The sequence below is a fragment of the Verrucomicrobiota bacterium genome, from assembly GCA_016871535.1.
Lineage (GTDB): Bacteria > Verrucomicrobiota > Verrucomicrobiia > Limisphaerales > SIBE01 > VHCZ01.
On the sequence record VHCZ01000017.1, the window covers coordinates 20,144 to 41,902 of the forward strand.

At 58.7% G+C, this 21,759-nt stretch carries 25 protein-coding genes; 3 read left to right on the forward strand and 22 right to left on the reverse strand.

Annotated elements, in window-relative coordinates; genetic code table 11:
• Positions 1-43: 43 nt before the first annotated feature.
• The 20 genes from FJ398_04220 to FJ398_04315 form a co-directional block, all read right to left on the reverse strand.
• On the reverse strand, positions 44-1,528 hold the full coding sequence (locus FJ398_04220; protein ID MBM3837160.1) for an NADH-quinone oxidoreductase subunit M: 1,485 nt from the start codon (positions 1,526-1,528) through the stop codon (positions 44-46).
• A gap of 55 nt (positions 1,529-1,583) precedes the next feature.
• Complete coding sequence (locus tag FJ398_04225) at positions 1,584-3,140, reverse strand: NADH-quinone oxidoreductase subunit M (protein MBM3837161.1); 1,557 nt, start codon at positions 3,138-3,140, stop codon at positions 1,584-1,586.
• A gap of 2 nt (positions 3,141-3,142) precedes the next feature.
• Entirely contained in the window at positions 3,143-4,681 is a 1,539-nt protein-coding gene (locus FJ398_04230; GenBank protein MBM3837162.1) for a hypothetical protein, read from the reverse strand.
• A gap of 825 nt (positions 4,682-5,506) precedes the next feature.
• Entirely contained in the window at positions 5,507-6,172 is a 666-nt protein-coding gene (locus FJ398_04235) for a hypothetical protein (GenBank protein MBM3837163.1), read from the reverse strand.
• 9 nt (positions 6,173-6,181) lie between these two features.
• Complete coding sequence (locus FJ398_04240; protein ID MBM3837164.1) at positions 6,182-6,589, reverse strand: pilus assembly protein; 408 nt, start codon at positions 6,587-6,589, stop codon at positions 6,182-6,184.
• Positions 6,586-6,798, reverse strand: a complete 213-nt coding sequence (locus tag FJ398_04245; GenBank protein ID MBM3837165.1) for a ribbon-helix-helix protein, CopG family — start codon at positions 6,796-6,798, stop codon at positions 6,586-6,588. Before FJ398_04245 ends, FJ398_04240 begins: the two co-directional genes overlap by 4 nt.
• A gap of 42 nt (positions 6,799-6,840) precedes the next feature.
• Positions 6,841-7,152: an NADH-quinone oxidoreductase subunit NuoK gene (gene nuoK / locus FJ398_04250; GenBank protein MBM3837166.1), complete on the reverse strand. Its 312-nt coding sequence runs from the start codon at positions 7,150-7,152 to the stop codon at positions 6,841-6,843.
• On the reverse strand, positions 7,149-7,736 hold the full coding sequence (locus FJ398_04255; GenBank protein MBM3837167.1) for an NADH-quinone oxidoreductase subunit J: 588 nt from the start codon (positions 7,734-7,736) through the stop codon (positions 7,149-7,151). Before FJ398_04255 ends, nuoK begins: the two co-directional genes overlap by 4 nt.
• A 105-nt stretch (positions 7,737-7,841) precedes the next feature.
• Positions 7,842-9,020 (reverse strand): NADH-quinone oxidoreductase subunit NuoH, encoded by a 1,179-nt coding sequence (nuoH, locus tag FJ398_04260; protein MBM3837168.1) that lies wholly within the window; start codon positions 9,018-9,020, stop codon positions 7,842-7,844.
• A 170-nt stretch (positions 9,021-9,190) separates the two neighbouring features.
• Complete coding sequence (locus FJ398_04265) at positions 9,191-9,820, reverse strand: 4Fe-4S dicluster domain-containing protein (GenBank protein ID MBM3837169.1); 630 nt, start codon at positions 9,818-9,820, stop codon at positions 9,191-9,193.
• A 220-nt stretch (positions 9,821-10,040) separates the two neighbouring features.
• On the reverse strand, positions 10,041-11,231 hold the full coding sequence (locus tag FJ398_04270; GenBank protein ID MBM3837170.1) for an NADH-quinone oxidoreductase subunit D: 1,191 nt from the start codon (positions 11,229-11,231) through the stop codon (positions 10,041-10,043).
• Positions 11,232-11,240: 9 nt separating this feature from the next.
• On the reverse strand, positions 11,241-11,456 hold the full coding sequence (locus FJ398_04275; protein MBM3837171.1) for a hypothetical protein: 216 nt from the start codon (positions 11,454-11,456) through the stop codon (positions 11,241-11,243).
• 79 nt (positions 11,457-11,535) lie between these two features.
• Entirely contained in the window at positions 11,536-12,180 is a 645-nt protein-coding gene (locus FJ398_04280; GenBank protein MBM3837172.1) for an NADH-quinone oxidoreductase subunit C, read from the reverse strand.
• On the reverse strand, positions 12,167-12,421 hold the full coding sequence (locus FJ398_04285; protein MBM3837173.1) for a four helix bundle protein: 255 nt from the start codon (positions 12,419-12,421) through the stop codon (positions 12,167-12,169). Before FJ398_04285 ends, FJ398_04280 begins: the two co-directional genes overlap by 14 nt.
• A gap of 46 nt (positions 12,422-12,467) precedes the next feature.
• Positions 12,468-13,082: an NADH-quinone oxidoreductase subunit B gene (locus FJ398_04290; protein MBM3837174.1), complete on the reverse strand. Its 615-nt coding sequence runs from the start codon at positions 13,080-13,082 to the stop codon at positions 12,468-12,470.
• A 42-nt stretch (positions 13,083-13,124) separates the two neighbouring features.
• Positions 13,125-13,502, reverse strand: a complete 378-nt coding sequence (locus FJ398_04295) for an NADH-quinone oxidoreductase subunit A (GenBank protein ID MBM3837175.1) — start codon at positions 13,500-13,502, stop codon at positions 13,125-13,127.
• A gap of 196 nt (positions 13,503-13,698) precedes the next feature.
• Positions 13,699-13,977 (reverse strand): hypothetical protein, encoded by a 279-nt coding sequence (locus FJ398_04300; GenBank protein ID MBM3837176.1) that lies wholly within the window; start codon positions 13,975-13,977, stop codon positions 13,699-13,701.
• A 301-nt stretch (positions 13,978-14,278) separates the two neighbouring features.
• Complete coding sequence (locus FJ398_04305; GenBank protein MBM3837177.1) at positions 14,279-14,632, reverse strand: hypothetical protein; 354 nt, start codon at positions 14,630-14,632, stop codon at positions 14,279-14,281.
• A 9-nt stretch (positions 14,633-14,641) separates the two neighbouring features.
• Entirely contained in the window at positions 14,642-15,349 is a 708-nt protein-coding gene (locus FJ398_04310; protein MBM3837178.1) for a hypothetical protein, read from the reverse strand.
• Between the two features lie 285 nt (positions 15,350-15,634).
• Entirely contained in the window at positions 15,635-15,856 is a 222-nt protein-coding gene (locus tag FJ398_04315) for a four helix bundle protein (GenBank protein MBM3837179.1), read from the reverse strand.
• Between the two features lie 157 nt (positions 15,857-16,013).
• On the opposite strand from FJ398_04315, the gene pxpB reads away from it, so the two are divergent.
• Together pxpB and FJ398_04325 are read left to right on the forward strand one after the other, a co-directional pair.
• Positions 16,014-16,682, forward strand: a complete 669-nt coding sequence (gene pxpB / locus FJ398_04320) for a 5-oxoprolinase subunit PxpB (protein ID MBM3837180.1) — start codon at positions 16,014-16,016, stop codon at positions 16,680-16,682.
• A 67-nt stretch (positions 16,683-16,749) separates the two neighbouring features.
• Positions 16,750-17,664 carry a biotin-dependent carboxyltransferase gene (locus FJ398_04325; protein ID MBM3837181.1) on the forward strand — a complete coding sequence of 305 codons (915 nt, stop codon included), beginning with the start codon at positions 16,750-16,752 and terminating at the stop codon, positions 17,662-17,664.
• A 247-nt stretch (positions 17,665-17,911) separates the two neighbouring features.
• Here FJ398_04325 and purE read toward each other — a convergent pair whose 3' ends face one another.
• Positions 17,912-18,412 (reverse strand): 5-(carboxyamino)imidazole ribonucleotide mutase, encoded by a 501-nt coding sequence (purE, locus tag FJ398_04330; GenBank protein MBM3837182.1) that lies wholly within the window; start codon positions 18,410-18,412, stop codon positions 17,912-17,914.
• Positions 18,413-18,539: 127 nt separating this feature from the next.
• A complete protein-coding gene (locus FJ398_04335; protein ID MBM3837183.1) occupies positions 18,540-20,744 on the reverse strand; it encodes a hypothetical protein in 2,205 nt (734 codons plus the stop codon).
• 251 nt (positions 20,745-20,995) lie between these two features.
• On the opposite strand from FJ398_04335, the gene FJ398_04340 reads away from it, so the two are divergent.
• On the forward strand, positions 20,996-21,682 hold the full coding sequence (locus tag FJ398_04340; protein MBM3837184.1) for a UDP-N-acetylglucosamine diphosphorylase: 687 nt from the start codon (positions 20,996-20,998) through the stop codon (positions 21,680-21,682).
• The last annotated feature ends 77 nt before the right edge of the window (positions 21,683-21,759 follow it).

The window sequence follows — 21,759 nt, forward strand, 5'->3', positions numbered from 1 at the left end:
TGGCGGTGACTCGGAGTCTGGCGATATTTGTCGGAGTTTCATCTCACAGCCCCGCGCCTTTCCGCAGGCCGTCGAAGAGCGGCGATTGAAGACTGGGAACGATCAAGTCCAGCAAAAGCCGGGGATACAGGCCGATCACCAGCGTGGTTCCCATCAAAAGCGCGGCGCCGAGTCGTTCGGGAACGGTGATTTGTTCGCCGGCGGAGTTGGTTGGGTTCGTCCGGGGCACGTGATCCGCGAAGAACGATTTCTGAAGCGTGCGCAGCATGTACGCGACCCCGACCACGATTCCCAGCCCAGCGAGGATTCCGAAGATTGGGAAAGCGTGCCAGGCGCCGATCAACACTTGCAGCTCCGCCACAAACCCGCTGAAACCGGGCAACCCCATCGAAGCCACGCCACCGATCAGGAACGTCGCGGCGGCGTAAGGCATGGTCTTGCTGAGGTTCATCGTCTGCAAAGCCGCCAACTCGCGTGTGTGGGTCCGGTCATAGACCATTCGGCCCACCACGCCGAAGAGCAGCCCGGCGATGATGCCGTGCGAAAACATCTGCAGCACCGCGCCGCTTAACCCGATTTCGTTGATGGTCATCAAGCCCAGCAGAACGAATCCCATGTGACTGACGCTGGAATAGCCGATCACGAATTTGAAATCGTTCTGCACGAGCGCCACCATCGCGCCATAGACAATTCCGATAACCGCGAGAAGCCCGAACGGGAGTTGCCACGCTTTCAAGCCCAGCGGAAAAAGCGTCATCGCCACGCGCAGAGCGCCGTAAGCGCCCAACTTCATGACCACACCCGCCAGCAACATGGAAGCCGCGGTCGGCGCGGCAACGTGGCCCGTGGGCGCCCAGGTGTGGAAGGGCCACAGGCCCGCGAGAATCGCGAAACCGACGAAGACCAGCGGGAACGCCCAGTATTGGAAGGCTGCCGGGAAGGAATAATTCGCCAGCTCCAGCAGGTTCATGGTTTTCCCGCCCGCGACCACGAACGCCGCGACCAGCCCGATCAAGACCATTGCGCTGCCGATAAACGAATAGAGCGCCAGTTTCATGGCGCCGTATTCGCGGTTGGTCGAACCCCAGATTGCGATCAGAAAGTATTTTGGAATGATCGCCAGTTCGTAAAAGACGAAGAGAAGGAACAGATCGAAGCTCAGGAAAACGCCATAGACCCCGCCGATGAGCGCCAGATAAAAGGCAAAGAACTCTTTCGCCCGGTGCTCGACGTTCCAGGAAAAGAGAATTCCTGCCACGGCGGCGATTCCGGTGAGCGTCACCAGCGTCAGGCTGATGCCGTCCGCGGCGAGGTGGTACTCGATGCCGAGCGCGGGAATCCACGCCAGCTTGCAAAGGCTCGCGACCGTCGCGCCTGTTTTGATCTGTAGAGCGCCGCCGAGCCCGCAGACCAGACCGAGCACGGCGGTCAACAGCGCGATGATCCGCGCCGCGCGCGCGTTGCCGTTCGGCAGCAGCATCAGGACAGCGACTCCTGCAAAGGAAATATAAATAGCCCAGGGCAGCATGATCAGTTCTCCTGGAAGCATCCTACTGACCGTTGTCGTTTCCTGTCCATGCGCCTCAAAACTTCAGTTGCTCTACCATCCGCTGGACTGTGGCGTTAATCGGGCCGATGGCCAGTTGCGGGTAAATTCCGAGCACGAACATCAAGCCCACTGCCGGCACCACGACCACGCGTTCGCCCCAACTCAAGTCCGGTATGGCGGACCATTTCTGATTCAACGGGCCGTTGAAGACTTTCTGGAGGAGCGTCAGGAGGAAGATCGCGGTCACCAGCAAACCGAGCGTCGAGAGCCCCGTGGCCCAGGTGGCCAGTGAAAAAGCGCCTTTGAAAATCAGAAACTCACCGACGAATCCGTTCAAGCCGGGCAGTCCCAGCGACGCAAACAAAACGATGCCCATCAGTCCGCAGAACACCGGCGCCGCCTTGCGGAGACCGCCAAAATCATCCAGGCTGCGCGCGCCTCCGCTGCGTTGTTCGAGAAATCCGACGAACGCGAATAGCGCCGACGCCGTCAGCCCATGATTGAACATCTGCAGCACGACGCCGTTGAGCGCGGCCGCTTTTTCCGTCGCCCAATTCCCGTCGATTCCGGTGAGAGTCGCGGCCGCAAAGACGCCCAGGAGGCAATAGCCAAGGTGGTTTATGGAGGAGTAGGCGAGAATTCGCTTCAAATCCTTTTGCGCGAACGCAGCGCACGCGGAGAAAATGATCGTGATCACCGCCAGCCACAGGAGAGGATTGAGTACTGCGCGCATTTCCTCCGGGAAAAGCGGGAGCAACACGCGCAGAAACCCGTAAACGCCCATCTTGGACATGAGGCCGGTCAGCAGCATCGTCGTGGGTGTGGGAGCTTCCACGTAAGCGGTCGGGAGCCAGATGTGGAAAGGAATCAGCGGCACCTTCACCGCGAAGCCCAGGAAGATCGCCGCGAACACCAGCAGCGACAGACCCTCGGCGGACAGCCCGGGCCAACTTATCTTGGCGGCCAGCTTGGTGGCCAGCCCTCCGTCGCCGGCCGCCTCGGCCAATTCCAGGAAGTCAAACGTGCCTGTCGCATAATACAGCGCCAGGAAGCCCAGGAGCATCGTCACGCTGCCGACCATCGTATAGACGAAGAACTGCGTGGCGGCGAAGCTTCGGTCCGCTCCGCCCCAAAACTTGATCAGGAAGAACGCCGGGATCAGGCTCAGCTCCCAAAAGATGAACCAATGAAAGAAATTCAGCGCCGTGAACGTGCCGATCAACCCCGCTTCCAGAAACAAGACCAGCGAAAAGTAAAGGGGAACGCGCTCTTCGATCTTCCAGGAAGCGAGAATCGCCATCGGCATGACGATGGCCGTCAGCAGCACCAGCAACAGACCCAATCCGTCGATGCCGACAAAGTATTCGATGCCAAGGGTGGGAATCCAGGAGTGACGCTGTTCGAATTGGATGTCCGGCGAACTCGGATCGAAGTTCAGCCAGGTCAGGACGCCCAGCGCGAGGGCGATGACCGACGCGGTGAATGCCAGCCCTCGCGCAAGCTTCTTCTGCTCGGAGTCAAATCCGATGAGCACGATTCCGCTGAGGAGCGGAACGAGCGTCAGGATGGTCAGCATGGGAAACTCAGCCAGATTCATTTCCCCCCTCCCCACGTGAGCAACAGCACGAGCGCGACGAGCGCCAGTCCGATCACGCGCAAGTAAGGCTGCACCTGGCCGGCCTGCCAGAGCGTCGCCAGGTTTCCCCCCCGCCGAATTTCGCCGCAGCCTTTGTCGAATCCCAGATTCACCACGTATTCATCGATCAGGCGGGTGATCCAGGAGAGGCCGAGAGTGAGATAAGAAACCATTTTCACCAACCCGTTCCAGAGGGAGCGATCCAGCCGGTCCGAAAGCCACGCGCTCCAGGCGTTGAACCGGATGACGCTCGCTTCGTAGAGTTCATCGACAAAAAATTTCCCGCGCAGGACGGCGAACACGTCGGGCCGCATTCGCTCCAACGGATCGGGAGCGTCTGCGGATTTGATCGGCTCGTGCCCGTAAAGCCGCCAGCCCGCGAACACTCCTACCACGACGACGACGATTGAAAGCGCCATGATGGAGAAGGTTTCCCATTGGAAGAGCGCGCCCAAACCGGACGGCTCCACGTGTCCGGCCAGGTAACCTTGAAACCACGGCAAAGCGGGAGTGCCGATGAATCCCAGGAGCGCGGCAAACACCGCGAGAACTATCAACGGGATGGTCATCACCGGCGGGCTTTCATGCGGAACGTAGGTCAGGCTTCCAGCCTGACCAGCACTTCCGTGTGAGGAAGCGTTCTTCGAAGCCGCACCATGATCGTGTCCATTCGGAGCATTCTGGGCCGGCAGGATGCCCGCCCTGCTTTGGCCGTAGAACACGTAGCAAACCTGGCGCGTCATGTAGAACGCCGTGAGCAACGCGCCGAACGCCCCCAGCCAAAACGGCCCGGGCGACACGCTCCAGTGCGCCGCGCTGTGTAGAATTTCGTCCTTGCTCCAGAAGCCCGCGAACAGCGGCACGCCCGCGAGCGCCATCATGCCGATGGCGTAAGTCGCCGACGTGATCGGCATGAACTGCGACAGACCGCCCATGCGCCGAATGTCTTGTTCCTCATGGCACCCATGAATGACCGATCCGGCGCCGAGGAAGAGCAACGCTTTGAAAAAGGCGTGCGTGATCAAATGGAACATCCCAACCGCTACGCCTCCGACTCCAAGCCCCATCATCATGTAACCGAGTTGCGAGACCGTGGAGTACGCCAGGATGCGTTTGATGTCCGTCTGCGCGACCGCGATCAGCGCGGCGAACACGGCGGTGATCGCGCCGACCCAGGTCACGACTTTGAGGGCGGTTGAAACTTTAGCGTTTGATGCAGTTCCATGCGCCACTTCCCCCTCACCCCGGCCCTCTCCCCTGGGGAGAGGGGGCGCAGAGGTCGCCGCGCTCGGCGTGGGCTGGGTTGCAGGTTGTCCGGCAAAAGTCGCTCCACCCGAGGCTGGGATCTGTCTGCCCCTCTCCCTTTCCGAAAGGGAGAGGGCCGGGGTGAGGGTTGTCTTTGCTTGCGCGACAACGGTCGAATTCGTCTCCGCGCCAGGCGCCGCCTCCATTAATGGATAAACCCGCGCCACGAGAAACACTCCTGCCGCCACCATCGTTGCGGCATGGATCAGCGCGCTGACGGGCGTCGGGCCTTCCATCGCGTCGGGCAACCAGACGTGGAGCGGCACCTGGCCGGACTTGCCAATGGCGCCGCAGAAAATCAGCAGCGCAATGCCGGTCGAGGCGGCCATGCCCAGCGTGGTTGTCTGAGCCACCAATTTCGTCAGCGCTGTTTGTTCCAGGCAGCCGTTGCCGCCATCGTAAAAGAGCAGCGTGCCGGTTTCCGAATACAGCCAGAGCATGCCGAGGAAGAAGCCGATATCGCCGACGCGGGTCGTGATGAACGCTTTCTTGGCCGCCGCTGCCGCGCTCGGCTTGTGATACCAGAAACCGATCAACATGTAGGAAGTGAACCCCACCAGTTCCCAGCAGATAAACGTGAGCAGAAGATTGTTCGAAATGACCACCCCGAGCATCGCCGCCGCAAACAGCGCCAGGAAACAAAAGAACCGCGTGAAATTCTCGTCGTGCGCCATGTATCCGACGCTGTAGATGAAGATGAGCAACCCGACAAACGTGACCATCACAAGCATGATGGCCGTCAGCGGGTCCAGCACCCAACCGAGTTCCAACGTCGTTCCTCCGATTTGAAACCAGTCGAAGCTAACGGTCTCCCGGAACAGCCTCCCGTGGCCCAGCGTCGTGACAAACGCGGCGCAAGACAGGGCGAGCGCCACCCCCATCGAACCAATCGCCATCGACGCGGCGAACGCGCGGTGCCGTTGCTTCGCCAGAGCTGTCAGCCCCGCCGCCAGCAAGGGGAGGGCGGGGATAAGGCAGAGGTAGTTGGCAGCTATGCTCATTGAGGAGTCCCCTTCTCATCTGCATGTCTTCCAGTATCGCTTGAAGGCTCTATCACGACGTGGAGTGGTCGTTTGCCGGCATGCACGTCCGCTCAGAATCTTTAAGAGTTTCTTTCCTTCCGCCGCCGCCTGGTCGTCCGCTGGTACCAGAGCCGCATGCACGTTGAGTGGTCTGTCATCGAGCAGTAACCCCAGCAAGAGTCGCCTTGTAGCTCTTTGCTCAATTTCATCATCGAAGTGACCTTTGGGAGCGTAAATACCCTTCTGCACATGAACCGAATCTGCATATCCAACGCATTGTCCCATAACTTGGAGCAATTGTGTTAAGAGCTCCGTACTTTTCTGATTCCAAACGGCACTGGCAGGTTTGTCGTCTTCCTTTGGGGCGGAGGCAAGGTGGTCGAGATAAGTCTTCCAAGCTGTTCTCACGTTCGCTTCGCTTTCTGACGAACCTCTGAACTCCAAATCTATCATGTTCAAAGCTCGGACATGTTCGAACGACAGCGTCGCATGTCGCGTTGTCATCAGTGTGAGATAAACGCCAAGCTTCCGAAGACGCTTTTCCTTCCAAGCCTCGATTAGTTTCTGGACCTGGAGCGCAACAAGTGGGGCCATTAGTACTGCGACGACCATAATCCAGTCTTTGGTCTCCACCACCGCAAGCATGACGTTGGGGCTCATGGCAACAGTCTAAAGATCCGGTGGGCAGATAACTGGAATCGTTTCGCGCTTGTTCCGTCGATAGACGCGAAAATCCTCCCGGTCGGTAGTGATGACCGCATGGTCGGGGTTCAGTTCGCTCATCCGAATCAAACACAGATCGGCAAAATCCGGCTTCCGATCTTCATAGCGTTCCGCCAACGCCGTGAGGTGCGGAAGGTGGTCGTTGCAATCGAAGGCCAGCGTTATCAATTGATCCTGCAAGAAGCCGAGGATGATGCGCGTATCCTGGAGATGAAACGCGGCTTCGGCCAGCACCGCTTCGCATGTCAATAGCGGCAAGCTCAACTGAGCTTCCAGGCTCAGCGCCCACTCGTGATAGGCATCGCGCCGGTTGGCGAACGCCACGAGGAAACCAGTGTCGGCAATGCCCTTCATCCCTTGGAAAAGCCTTTGCGCATGGAGAGGTCCTTGGGGCCGGTCATGCAACCCGCCCAACGCATATAGGCACGGCTGCCGGTGGAGGCCCTGGCTCTCTCCAGTTGTTCCCGGACCACCTTGCCCTGGGATACTCCCGTGCGTCGGGCGGTCTCAGCCAGCCAGTCGGCCAGGTCTTTGTTAAGACGTACTGTAATTGTATGACTCATATGGCAGAATCGTATTCTATGATCGTTGAATCGACAAGCCTTTCATCCTCGCATCGAATCAATCTGATCCAAATTCGTCGTTCGATAGTGTCGGTAAATGGCGATGATCAACGCCAGGCCCACCGCCGCCTCGGCGGCAGCGATGCCAATGGAAAAAAGCACGAACAGGATTCCGGTTGTTTGCTCCGGGTGGGCGCCGAAGCGCCAGAACGCGATGAAATTCAGGTTCGCCGCGTTCAACATCAGTTCAATCCCGATCAGCACGATGATCGCGTTCCGCCGCGTCAAGGCCCCGGCGAGCCCGATGCAGAAGAGCAAGGCCGAAAGGACGAGGTAATGGTGAAGCGGCGTCATTTCGGATTGGCGATTGCCGATTGGCGATCGGCGATCGGCGGGTGGGCAACTGTCAGCGATGCGGGATCGCCAGTTGAAACTGATCTCTCCGGCGCGATCCTCTCGCGCATCGCGATGATCACCGCGCCGATCATCGCCGCGGTGAGCAGCAAGCCGATGACCTCCAGCGGCAGCACGTAGTTGGTCATGAGTTGCTCGCCCAATCCGCGAACAGTCGGTTGCGGGGCGGGCGGCGTTGGCCGATAAACGACCGAGCTGGTCCAAACCGAGAAGGCCAGAGCGCCGAAGGCAAGCACTGCCACCCCGATCCCAACGACCCACGAAGAAGAAAAGATGGACTGCTGCGGGTTGTCGCTCCCCCGCGTGAGCAAAATCGCGAAGACGATCAAGATGGCCACCGCGCCGACATAGACCAGGATTTGCGCAAAACCGACGAACTGCGCGCTCAGTTGGAGGTAGAGCGCCGCCAGTCCGACGAAGGCCACCACCAGGCACAGCGCGCAGTGGACCAGATTGCGCAGGCTCACGGCGGCGATTGCGCCCGCCGCCGTCACCAACGCCAGGATGAAGAAAACCGGGTCCACTCTGTTAATTTGAGATTTCAGATTTCAGATTTGAAAAGAGCGCGGGCAGCCTGCCCGCCCGGCTCTCGGCAATCTTCCTAAATCCATCCTGTCCATCGATCCGAGTCATTCGGCAAATCGATACGTCCTCGGCTTCCAGTGTCTCTTGGCCGCCAAACTCCGGCCCAGTGCGACGAATGGCCCAAAGACCAGGAGCGAACACACCAGCCAACGAGTCGCGCCGTTGGGCAGGAAACGCCAGAGCCCGGCGGCCACGATGTTGATCAGCGCCATCGGGAGCATGAACTTCCAGGCAAAGTTCATGAGCTGATCCATGCGCAGGCGGGGCAGCGTGCCGCGGAGCCAGATGAACAGCGCCAGAATGCCGAGGAGCTTCGCGAAAAACCAAACATAGGACGGAAGCGCGCCTTCAAAAAATGCCAGCGGCGCGTGCCACCCGCCGAGAAACAGCGTGATCGCCAGGCCGCTGATCGCGAACATGCCGAAGTATTCCCCCATGAAGAACAGCGCGAATTTGAAACCCGAATACTCGACGAAATAACCGGCGATGATTTCGGACTCGCCTTCCGGGAGATCGAACGGGGCTCGATTCGATTCGGCGGTCGCCGCAATGAGGAACAAAACGAACCCGGCCAATCCCCACGGCGTGAACACATGCCAGGCCGGCAGCCCGTTCCAGTAATCGGCCTGAGCCGCCACGATCTCGACCGGCCGAAGGGACCCGGCCAGCATGATCACCGTGATCGACGAGAGAATCAGCGGGACTTCGTAGCTGATCATTTGCCCGATGGCCCGCATCGCGCCGAGCAACGAGTATTTGTTGCGGCTGGACCACCCGGCCATGAAGACGGCCAACTCCGTCCCCGCTCCCACCGCGAAGAAGAACACGATGCCGGCATCCAGATCGATCGGCGCCATGTTGCGGCCATAAGGCAAAACCGAAAAGGCCAACAAGACCGGCACGACCAAAGCCAGGGGCGCGAGGAAATGGACGACGCGATCCGCGCCGCCCGGCACGATGTCCTCTTTGATCAACATTTTCAGCCCATCGGCGACCGGCTGAAAAAACCCATACGGCCCCACGCGATTCGGGCCGTAACGATTCTGAATCCGTCCCAGCCCCTTGCGCTCCAGGACGGTCGCGATGGCAAACAAGAGGGCAAAGGTCAGGATGATCGCGGAAACCGAGAGCAGGGCGGAGACGAGCGGCTGCAACGCTCCTGGAAAATGGCCGACGATCCAGTGCTTCAGCAGCACGAACAGTTGGTCAAGGGTCTCCTGCATAAATCAGCCCTCGCGAGCCGGAGCGCGGGCGGCCTCGCCCGCAGGGCGTTCGATTGGCCTATGAGCGCAAGGGCTGTGGTTTTTCGATTTCAAATTAGAAATTTCAGATTTGTGATTCGCGGGCGAGTCGGCGTGCTCCCTGACGTCGGCTATGGTCCCTGGGAAACGCATCAAGCGGGCACGGGCTGGGGCGCAGGGCTGGGTTTGGCGGTTGCCGTCGGGGAGACGGGTTTGGGCGCGGCCGCCGCTTTGGCTTTGGCTTCCGCATCAGCTTTGGCTTTCGCTTCGGCCTTGGCCTTTTCAGCCGCCAATCGTGAATCCACCTCGTCGGCTTCGGCGGGATGGATTTTGTGATAGTAAGCGTTGGACTTGGCGAGCTGGCGCTTGTCGATCAGCAGCCCGCCAAAGCGGTCGTCGTTGCTCAATTCAAACTCGGTGTCCATCTTGATCGCATCGAACGGGCAAACCTCGACGCAGATTTGGCAGCTCATGCAAACCGAGACATCGATATCAAACACCTTGGGATGCTTCTGAGGTTTGCCCTTCTCATCCCGTTCCAGGACAATGTAGATGCACTGCGGCGGGCATTCCTTCTCGCAAATCTTGCAAGCGACGCAGCGCAAACCCTTCTCCGGATCGTCCCCGTCATAGACCAAAAACGGGAAATTGCGATTGTTCTCCTTCATCGGCAGGCGTTCTTCGGGATACTGAACCGTAATCAGCCGGTCGGTATCCACATAACTGCCCGCGAAGTTCTTGGCTGTTTCCGCGAGACCTTTGATAATGCCAGTGCCGAGCATAGTTAACTTTGCACGGCGCAGTTAAAGAAAACGCCCGGCTTTTGGCAAGGAACGTTCTTGCTTTAGACTGCGCTTTTCTTGGCGTGCCCGAATCTACCAGTAATCAGTGGTCAGTAATCAGTGGTCAGTGTCCAGGGGCACCCGCCGCTCCCAAATCTGCGTTCGGAACCCTTCTCTTCTCTGACAACTACGGACAACTGATAACTGATTGCCGGAACACTCACCGGTCCACCTCGCCGAGCACGATATCCACGCTGCCCAGCGTGATGACCACGTCCGGCACGGTCTGGCCCAGGCACATGTCCTCCAGGATGGTCAAGTTGATGAAGCTCGGCGGACGCACCCGATACCGATACGGATTGGGCGAGCCGTCGCTGATAAGATAAAAGCCCAGTTCGCCTTTGGGCGCTTCGATGCGGCCATAAGCTTCGCCCGCTTTGGGCCGGAAGCTGCGAATCTTCGCTTTAGGATCCATGATCGGACCCGGCGGAATATCGCGCAGGGCAGTCTTCAAGATTTTCAGCGATTCGCGCATCTCCAGGAACCGGATCATGTAGCGGTCGTACACGTCGCCGTGCTCGCCGAGCGGAACCCGGAACTCGAAGCGGTCGTAGATGCCGTATTTGTCCACTTTCCGGATGTCGTAATTCACGCCGCTGGCGCGAAGCATCGGCCCGGTGATGCTGGCGTTGATCGCCAGTTCCGCGGGGAGCACGCCAACGCCTTGCGAGCGGGCGAGCAGGATTTCGTTTTCCGAGAGGAGCCGGTCGTATTCGTCGAGGAAGCGGGGGTAATCGTCCACGACGCGTTTGGCTTCTTCGATCCAGCCCGGCGGCAGATCGACGCGGCAGCCGCCAAACCGCATGTAATTGCACATCATCCGCGAGCCGCTTAGCGCTTCGAACAGGTCGAGAATCTTCTCCCGCTCCCGAAACGCGTACATGAGCGGCGTTCCCAGTGCTCCCATGTCTTGCACCAGAAAGCCGATCAAACAGGTGTGATTGACCAATCGGGTCAGCTCCGCCGTGATGACGCGGATGTATTCGGCGCGTTCGGGTGGCTGCAGGCCGGCCAGCTTCTCGACGCTGAGCGCGTAGGCCCAGTTGTTGGTCATTGAACAAAAGTAATCCAGCCGGTCCGTATAGGGCATGGATGCCAGGTAAGTCGTGCCTTCGGCAATCTTCTCGTGATTGCGGTGCAGGTACCCGAACACGGGCTTGAGCTTGACGACGCGTTCGCCGTCCAGGACGACGTCCATGCGAAACACGCCATGCGTGGAGGGATGGTGCGGCCCCATGGCGATTTCCAGGAGCTCGCTCTCGATCTCGCCGGTCGGGGAGACTTTGGGACGAATCTCGTAGTTTGGATGCGAAGTGACAGCCTGTTGTGCCGTCTCAAGAATTGCGCTCATCGAGTTGGATCAAACGGTCTCTTTGATGTGCACCGAGGTTATGAGGGGAACGTCGATAATGGCGGTGCCGCCGGTGTCGAGGTGAATGAAGAGCAAACGCCCGTTGGGGTGCAAACTCACGTGATCGCCCGAGGGGACCTCGTACTCGCCATCGCCCGCGACCCGTACTTTGAAAGGCCGAAACGGCCGTTCCTCAAGTCGGCGTTTGATTTCGTCCTTCGTCATGGTGCGAGTTTCGGGGGTCGGAAGTCCGTTGTCAAAGCTTCAAGGCATCAACGCTTTAACGCTCCAACGCTGCAACGCTTCAACGACTCACTCCACCGCTCGTTTGCGGAAAGTGCTTCTTCGCCTTTTCCAGCACGCGATCGTGTGGCGTCGGCTCGTATTCGTAATCGTCGGGTTCCACATAATCCTTGCGCATCGGATAATCCTTGAATTCGTCCCACATGAGAATCCGGCGCAAATCTGGATGCCCGTCGAAAACGATTCCGTAGAGGTCGTAAATCTCGCGTTCCTGGAATTCCGCCCCGCGCCAGACCGGGGTGAGGGACGGCAGATGAGCTTTGTCACTCCGGTTCTCCGTGCGCATCCGGAGGACGAGCGGTCCGTGCTTCAAGGTCATCGAGTAGAGGTGATAGACCGCCTCAAGGCAACCTGGCTTTTTCGTCTCGATGGTTTGTTCGACCTCTTTCTCCGCGCCGTCCACGGTTTTCTTGACTTTCACCTTTTCCTTCGTGACCGAGTCGGGCCAATCGACGCCGGTGGCGTTGGAACAAAAATCGAGCCGGAGTTCGGGATCGTCGCGGAGAAACTTGGCGACAGCCAGCGCATGCGCATTGTCCACAAGCAGCGAATGCTGGGCGCTGGAACTGTCGTTGCGGATGATTTCAATTCGGGCGCCCGGCACTGCGGCTTCAATTCGCGTTTTGATTTGGTCAACGTGTTGCAAGGGTTAAATGGGTTAAAAGAGTTAAATGGTTGATCTCATCCAGATAATGGTATCGTCCGTGTCCTTCCGCGATATTGTTGGTCAGAGAAACCGCCGCTCGGCGGATTTGGCTCGCCAATTCGAATCGTTCAAATTCAGGTAACGTCCGGCTTGCCGCGTACATACCCTTCCGAAACAATCGCGCGGCCTTGTACACCTCCAGGTCTTCAAAAGTTCTGAATGATTTCGCAACGGCCTCCATAGCCCCCTCATTTAACGATTTAACCCTTTTAACTCATTTAACCAGATCACTCCCCCCTCGTCACGACAGGCGGCTGCCACACCTTTTCGTTATGCGGCGGCTCCAGATCATGCGCGCCGTACCGGGGAATCGTGAATTCACTTGGCGTTTCGGGGTCGAGATGCCGCGCGCGGTCTGCTCCGAACAGCTTCTGCGCATCGATCCGGCGTTGCAGCGTCATGAACGCGTGCAGCAAAGCTTCGGGCCGGGGCGGACAGCCTGGAATATGCACGTCCACCGGGATGTATCGGTCGATGCCCTTGAGCACGTTGTAGCCCTGCTTGAACGGTCCGCCGGAAATGGCGCATGCGCCCATGGCGATCACGTATTTCGGCTCCGGCATCTGGTTGTAAAGCCGCACCACCTGCGGCGCCATCTTCTTTGTGACGGTCCCGGCAACGATCATCAAGTCGGCCTGGCGGGGAGAAGGCCGGAAAACTTCCGCGCCAAACCGGGCCAGATCCCAGCGCGCCATGCACGCGGCGATCATTTCGATCGCGCAGCACGCCAGCCCGAAATTCAGCGGCCAGACCGAGTTGAGCCGGCTCCAATTGTAAAGCCCCTCGATCGTGGTCGTAAAAATCCCTTGCTTGCTCAACTCACTTCGCAGTCCTTCGTCCATGTAGTTCATTAACTCTTTTAACCCATATAACCGCCCCCGGATTTACTTCCACACCAGCACCCCTTTCTGCCACGCCCAAACTAATCCCTCTGCGAGCAACAAAAGAAATATCATCATGGCCACGAAAGCCCCAACCGACAGATTCGTGAATGCGACCGCGAAGGGAAACAGGAAAATCGCCTCCACATCAAAGATAAGAAACACGATGCCATAAAGGTAATACTCGGACCGGAACTGAATCCATGCATCGCCTTTCGATTCCAGGCCGCATTCGTAGGCCGCGTTCTTCGAGCTTCCTGGCTTGGGAGGCGCAACGGACTTGGCCCATAACCGAGCGAGAGCCAGAGGAACCAACGGAAAGACGATGGCCACGAACAGAAACACCGCCAGAAACAGGTAGGGGTGATATTCGACGTTCATAGCGTTACATCGTTAAATGAGTTGAATGGTCAAGAGAGTTAAATGGTCGAATCAGCACCTTCAGTCAGAATCAGGATTGGGCGGGGCCTCTGCGATGCCGGGCGATTGCGCGGGCCGGAGAATGCAAGGATACAAACGCATTTTACTTAACCCCTTTACCTCGTTTAAACCTGTTGAACCGCTTTGGGACGGCAGTTCACTTCGGCTCGCGCGGTTCGTGCCGTCGCAGACCGACCAATTCCGCAATCTCATCGAACTCCGCTGCGCTGACCTCTTCGAGCCGTTTGCCTTTGCCCGAAAGCTTCTCGTTGATCTTGATCGCCTTTTCGACCATCGAGTCGTGGGTTTCCTGAGTGCCGCCGAGGAGCGCGAAGTTCGGGCCAGTCGTAATCCGCTTGTGACCGTCGGAATCCAGGCCCAGGCCGAACAATACGGCCTTGGGAGAAGTCCTCTTCCCGCTGGGTGCTTTAGACATGGGTAAACACTAGGTAACGGCGGATTCCTGTCAAGTGGAGTCTCCGGCTGGCCGGCTGGCGCAAGGGTGCGATTCAAACGGTGCGATTCAAACTGTCGGTCAACGAAGTCTTCTCTCTCCCTTCCCGAAGGGAGGAGAGGGCTGGGGAGAGGAGGGGCGTCCGATTTCGCTTTTCCAAGAAACCCCTCGTTTTGGTGCCTGTCGTTCCTGCCCTGGTGCTGGCGGTTTACACCGGCCTGGAACAGCGGCGATTTGGCGCCTTCAAAGTCGAGAAGAAGTTAGTTCGCAGAACCGCGTCCTCTCACAGGGGTTTAGTCTTGTCAGAGGGGCTGATCGGTCTGTTGATCCGGTGCGGTTTGAGTTCAGCGTAAATGGACTGCGCGAGACCGGACTTCGCAAATCCGATCACTTTCGCGCCTTTGATCCCGAAAAACTTCTCCAGATCAGCCTCCGTGTAACGCTGCACAACCGGGTAGTGCGCAAAATCGGCCAGCACTTCCGCACGGCTGTTTTCGGAGAGATCGGAAGTGATCAGAACGAAGTGCAGCTTGCCTTTGCTGCGCCGCAGCGTCTCGCGTCCAACCAGCAGATTCCGCGAGCGCATCACAAACGGGAACAAACGTTCCACCGGCCGTGGGGAGTCCTCCTGCTTCATCGGGGCCCGCTACTTTTTGAACTCGACGACCATCACTTCGAGCGGTTTGTCGCTCAAGTTCTCTTCCACGTGTTTGGAGGGGCGGCCCGCGGTCACGTCGCCGGGAACTTTGATCGCCGTTCCGGATTGTCCATCGGCACTCGTCACTTTCAAGCGGCAGTCGGTCAAGAAGACCACGACGTAGCTCCAGGCGTGTTCATGCAGCACCCCCTTTTCGTGCGGTCCGTACCGCGCGCGAACGACGCGCACCTGTTCGTTGTCGATTTCCACTTTGCAGTGCTTCGGATCCAGCCTCACCCAATCCAGATCGGGAGGATTCGCGGCCTTGGCGCCGTCCGGTTTCGACTTCAATTCCACCTCCACGATCCGGACCGAATGATCGGCCACGTTGAAGCTGACGTGAGGCCGGGTTGTCACCGCGCTCCACAAAACTTCGCCCGCCTTGAAATCGAGTGTCTCCACGGCGCCCGCGGTATCCGTCAGGGTCATTTTGCCGGGATCCAGATAGATCATCACGCGGTTCATTTTGTGTTCGTGCAGTTCGCTCTTGGCGCCGGGCGGCGAGCTGACCACCAGGACGCGCGCGTGATCATTGTCAACCTTGACCCGGTCGTCCGCCGCCTCAACGGTGAGGGCCAGGGCCCCTGCCGCCAGAGTGGCGACTTGGAAGAACGCCGCCGCACGACGGAGCAACCGGCTTGGAGAATCGGGTTTCATGGTAGGAGAATATTTGGTTCCGCACTGCCAATTTCAAACTTGAAATTTGATGAGAAACTAAAATTTCAGATTTGTCCGCGTGCCTCGGCCTCGCGGCGGAGTGGGTGAGCCGGAGACAGCATGTTCAGGAGCTTCTTCTGAAATACGTCGGCCCGTTGCCGTGCCTCCAGGCGGTCGCGCTCCTTCTGGTTCAGATGGCGTTGTCCCTTGATCTCAGAGTTCTAGAGTTCTGGAGCGAGTCGGCCCAGGCCCGTAACTGCCGCGAGCAGGACTCGGCAATCGATTTCAGATTTGAGATTTGAAATCCTTCATCCACGGACGCCGCTCAAGCAAACAGAGCATTGAGCGGACTTCGCCCGCTGATCCCCGAGCGATGTAGAGGAACGAAAGCAATTCATTCGTCGTGCCGCGCTCGAAGCCTTCGGCAATGTTATTGGTCACTGAAAGCACGGCGCGCTCGAAGTGGTTCCGAAATGCGGCCCGCAAGCGAGGAGGCGCAGCGTCCAGAAATTCATCAGCCTGTTCGTAGAGCCTGGCGGCTTAAGGGCTTCCCTTGAGATTTCCAATCTCAAATTCGGGAGGCTCGAAGCAGGCTGAAGCAGGCCGAAGCAGGCCGCGCTTGACGAGCCGCAGCGCAACCGAGATTTTGCTGCCCGCACGACCCATGAAGTGGATTCCTTACGGCCCCGGCGCGTTGCTGTTCCAATTCGCCAATGAACTGGGCGACGCCGCGTTCGCCAAGGGCCGGGCCATCACCGCCGAGTTGGAGAAACATCCGCCTCCCGGCCTCACCGAGTTTGTTCCCGCGTTCACGTCGGTCTTGCTGGAATTCGATCCAAATCAGATTCCTGATCCGGTCCAGATCGCGCCGGAGTTGGCGGCCCGCCTTGAGTCGGCCACGTCAGAGGTGCTTCCACCTGCGCCCGTGAAGGAAATCCCCGTCATTTACGATGGCCCGGATCTCGCGCGTGTGGCGGAGCACAATCGCCTGAGCCGGGACGAAGTTTGCGAATTGCATGCTTCGACCCTCTACAAAGTCTATATGCTCGGCTTCGCGCCCGGTTTTCCGTATCTCGGCGATCTCGATCCGCGGCTGCACACGCCGCGCCTGCCGTCGCCGCGAACGCGAGTGGCCGCCGGGTCGGTCGGCATCGGCGGGGAACACACAGGAATCTACACGGTGGACAGTCCGGGTGGCTGGAACCTTATCGGCCACACGACTCTGCGGATTTTCGATCCAGGCCGCGCCACATCTAGTGGGGGCGCCGAGGCGATGTTTCGACTGCGCCACGGAGATCGAGTAAGGTTCGTGGTCGTAAATCGTAAAACGTAAAACGTGAAACGTAATGCATAATGCGTGATCTGCGTTCTTGCGTTTTGCGTTTCACGCATCATGGATCATGGCGATGGCCCCAGGCGTTCTCAAAGTGCTCAGTCCCGGAATCAGCGCCAGCCTCCAAGACCGAGGCCGCTTCGGCTGGCGACGCTTCGGCGTCCCGATCAGCGGCGTCATGGACGATCATGCGGCGGGCTGGGCCAATCGCTTGCTGGACAATCCGCCTGATGCGCCAGTTCTGGAAATGCTTTTGCAGGGCGCGAAGCTGGCAGTTCTTCAAGACACCTGGATTGCGGTCACGGGCGCAGACGCAGAGGCCAACGTGGCCGCCTGGCGAATTGCTCGCGTAAAAGCCGGCGATCTCGTTCATTTTCTTCGCGAACGGTCCGGCGTCTGGATTTACCTGGCGGTCGAAGGCGGCTTCGAAGCCGAAATAGTTCTGGGCAGCGCGAGCGCCTACCAACGTGGCGGCCTGGGCAAATCGCTCGCTGCGGGCGATATCCTCTGTCGCAGATCCGAGGCTGCGTTCCGATTGGTGCCGACGGTCGCAGGCCGCAGCGTCGCTTGGAGCGAACGGCGCGACTACGATGCGCCGCCACCACTCCGGGTCTGGTGCGGCCCGCAATGGACGTGTTTTCATGCAAAAGAACGCGACGCGTTCTTCGCGCACGAATGGACCGTGACTTCCCGAAGCGATCGCACGGGCTATCGACTGGCGGGCATTGCCCTGAAGCCGCAGCCGCCGCAGATCATCAGCGAACCCGTTCGCGTCGGGTCGATCCAGGTGCCGCCCGGCGGCCAGCCGATTGTGATCATGCGCGATGGGCCGACCGTCGGCGGTTATCCGAAGTTGGGCATGATCGATCCGGCGGACTTGTCCTGGCTTGCGCAATGTCGGCCGGGCACGCAAGTGAAGTTCCGACCGGCGGATTCGCGTTGGGCGAGGGCAGAGCCGTTGGAGCGTCGAAGTGTTGCGTGAGTTAGGCGGGTTAAAGGAGTTGAATCGTACTGAATACTGACTAACTGACGACTTGCCCAAACTGCCAATAGCCAGTTGCCAGTTGTCAGTTGCCAGTTGTCAGTTGCCAGTTGTCAGTTGCCAGTTTTGCCAATCGCCATTTTGAAATCCAAAACTAGAATCGCCTTATGGAACTCATGATCAAACTCCGCAACAGTGAAACACATCCGACTCGGTTCGCGGGAAGTGTTCATCTCACGGCAAGGCGTTACTCCTTAATCTGTCGATTGGCAATTCCGGCGCGGGTTTGCTTTCGGCGGAATCGCCGGTAGGCCGCGCGGCATTGCGGATATTTGCGGCCCAGGATTGCCACCGCAAAGAGCGCGGCGTTGATCGCTCCCGGTTTGCCAATGGCGAGGGTCCCGACCGGCACCCCCGCCGGCATTTGCACGATGGAGAGCAGCGAGTCCATTCCGTGCAGCGCTTTGGATTCCATCGGCACCCCGAGCACGGGCAACTCGGTTTTCGCCGCCGTCACGCCTGGCAAGTGCGCCGCGCCGCCCGCGCCGGCGATGATGACTTCCAGACCACGCGATGCAGCGCTGCCGACATACTCGAACAGCACATCGGGCGTTCGGTGCGCTGAGATCACCTGGACTTCATACGGGACGTTGAGTTCTTTGAGCTTCGCCGCGGCGTGTTGCATGGTTTCCCAGTCCGAATGGCTGCCCATGATGATTCCGACGAGAGGTTTGGTTTTCGATGGCATAGGAAGAACCGAAGTGTTGAAGAGTTAAATCGTTAATGGGTTAAATAGGTTCAATAGGAGAACTGCCGCCTTGAGGTCTAACAGAAAGTCCACGGATGTTGGGCGTCCTCAAAACTTTTGCCGCGCATTAATTTCTGGTTCCGGATGAGTTGAGGCTTGTTTCGGCTTTGGAAATGACCTTCGGACTGGCCACTTTTTCCAAAGCATCGAGCACGAGGCTCGGCTTCAGCAATTCAGGCAATACCACCGGCGGCTTTGTGACGTCGGCGGGATACGCCAGCACGAGCGGGACGCCGGCGCGTTCATATCGCTTCAACTCCTCCGTGATCGCCGGATCCTCGTTCGTGTAATCGCCCAGAAATGAAACGGCGTCGATCTCCTTCAGCTTCGCTTGAACGGAAGGAATTTCGATGCTGGTCTTCTTGTTCAGTTGACAGGTCACGCACCAATCCGCCGTGAAATCGACAAACACGGGATGACCGGCAGCACGGGCCTCCGTCACTCCTTTGGCGCTCCAGGCGCGCCACTGAATTCCGTCGGAATGCCCGAGAACAGTTTGACTCGTCTTGGCCACTCGCGCGGGAGAACGCCAGTTCAACTGACCTTCCAAGGCGTAGAAGTAACCGCACGCCAGCACGAGAACGCTCGCGGCGGCCGCGATTCCCTGGCGCTTGCCACCCCGTTGAACGAACTCACCCCAAATCCAGGAAGCCATCGCAACCGTTGCCAGGAAAATGCCGATCCACAAAACGCCGTCGCGACCGAAGTGGGCCGTCGTCAGCCAAAGAAGCCAAACCGCGGTGGCCAACATTGGAAAGCCCATGGCGATTTTGAATTTTTCCATCCACACTCCCGGTCTGGGCAAAAACTTCAACCAGCCTGGATTCCAGCTCAGGACGACGTAGGGCGCAGCCAGGCCGAGGCCAATCGTGGCAAACATCAGCGCGACAATTGCGGGCGGTTGCGCGAATGCGAAACCCAGTGCGACCCCAAGGAACGGCGCCGTGCATGGAGTCGCCAGCGCCGTCGCCAGCACGCCGTTGAAGAACGCGCCGGCACTGCCTTCCTTGCTCGCAAGCGTGCCGGCCGCTTGCATGGCCCCGCCTCCGAGTGTGACCTCGAACAAGCCAAAGAGGTTCAAGGCGACCAACGTGACCAACATGGTCATGCCTACCAAGAACTGCGGATTCTGAAATTGCATCCCCCAACTGGCGGCTCGACCCGCTTGCTGCACGCCGATGACGATTCCCGCCAACACTAAAAATGAAACCAAGACGCCCGAGGCATAGACCAAACCCAACTGCCGCACGCGGCGCGGATCTTCTTTGCTCTGGTTGACAAAGCCCAAAATCTTCAGCGCGATTACGGGCAACACGCACGGCATGATGTTCAGAATGAGGCCGCCCAAGAACGCCAGGAAGAGCATGTTCACGAGCGATTTCTTTTGCGGCGCCGCCCCGCTCGGTGCTGCCGCACTCGTCTGCGACGCCTTCACTTCCGGGCCGGCGGCGAGACTCAGACTAACTTCATGGGCCTGACTTGCAGGCGCCGTGGAAGATTTCACGACGACCAAACCGGCGATGCGCTCCGGCCATTTGTCCCCGAGTTTCTTTACGATCTTGCGGATCGCCACGGTGTTGCTTGGCGAATTGAGGCGCTCGGTCGTGCCGCCCACTTCGTAGTCGTCGCTGGCGTACGGATAGAAATCCGCGATTTCTGGTTTCGATCCGGTATCCCATTCGATCACAAGGGGGCGCGAATCGTCGGTGGCACCACCGTCCCAGCGGGCCTTGACCGGGATGGCGTTGGAGGTGGCAGGCAATTTCTTTCGCCAGGACTCGATCAGTCCTGCGTCTGAAGAGGGCTCGGGCGCGGAGGCGATTGTCAGCTTCGTTTCTACATCGGCTTTTCCCGGCAGACAAAGCTCCTCGCACTCCAACCAGGAAACGGTTGCTTTGATGGCTGCCGAACCCAACGCGGCATCGCTGGTGAGTTTCAGCGGGACCAGCAGAACAACTTCATCGTGGTAAACGTAAGTTGTCAGATCGGCCGCGGTGTATTTTTCGGGAGTCGGCCATTGGATTTCTCCGGCCGTGATCCCTGGAGGCAACCGCCATTCGATTTTTGTCGGTGCTCCGGAGTCGCCGCCGTAGCGCCAGTACGTGTGCCACTTCGGCGGCATGCGCAGCTCGACGCCTGCCATCACAAGGTCACCCGGCCGCGCGGCATTGGCGGATAGCGCCAGACGGGCTTTGGTTCTCTCGGCGGCTGAGAGCGGGGCTGCCAGAAGGTGGAGACAACCCAGCAGCGCGAAAAGACGGGCGAGTTTCATACCAAACCAGCGCGGGCTGACACCGCAACGACCCCATACGGACACTTCACCGCCGCGCTGGGGGTTCAAAGTTTAAGGTTTCGAGTTCAAAGTTCTGCCAGAAAGACAAGAGTCTGTGACATCGTGGTATTAGATGCATGAAACGGGAAAATATTGAAATAAATTCATTCGGAGGATGCGCAACGCGGCGCAACGCGCGCAACGCGCAGTTTGAAGTTTCACGTCGCTGGTCTTTCTTCTAACTTCGCGCCATGTTCAAGCCATCCGACTTGTACGACCTTTCTCAAACCGAGCACGCCGCGATTTTCGAGAGCTGCGAATATGCGTGGGAAGTCTTGGCGCGAATCAGCGACTACCTCAAAAGGAACGTCAGTCCTGCGTTGCACAATCGTTGCGACGGGCGAGCGTATATTGGCGAACAGGTGTACATCGGTCCGGGAACGCTCGTCGAGGATGGCGCCATGATCAAAGGCCCCGCTATCATCGGACGGAACTGCCAGATTCGTCATAACGCTTACATCCGCGAGCACGTTATCATCGGAGACGACTGCGTGGTCGGTAACTCGTGCGAATTGAAGAATTCCTTCCTGTTCAATGATTGCCAAGTTCCCCACTTCAACTATGTGGGCGACTCCGTCATCGGCCACAAAGCTCACCTTGGCGCCGGGGTAAAGATTTCAAATCTCAAACTGGACCGCACCAACGTCACAGTGGAGGTCAACGGGAAGCCGCTGGATACGGGTTTGCGTAAATTCGGCGCGCTGCTGGGGGACGGTGCGGAGGTCGGCTGCAATGCGGTTTTGAATCCAGGCGCCATCGTCGGACGCGGCGCGATCATTTACCCCAATGTCAACTGGCGCGGCATTTTGCCCGCGAATGCGATCGCGAAGAATAAGTCAGTGGTTGAAGTCGTCGTAAAGCGGCCGCGAGGGAAATAGGGAATCTCGCGCGACTCTCCCGCCCGCGTCCCCATCAATCGAATTCACTTTCAAACCGGTGCCGGATGTTCTATGCA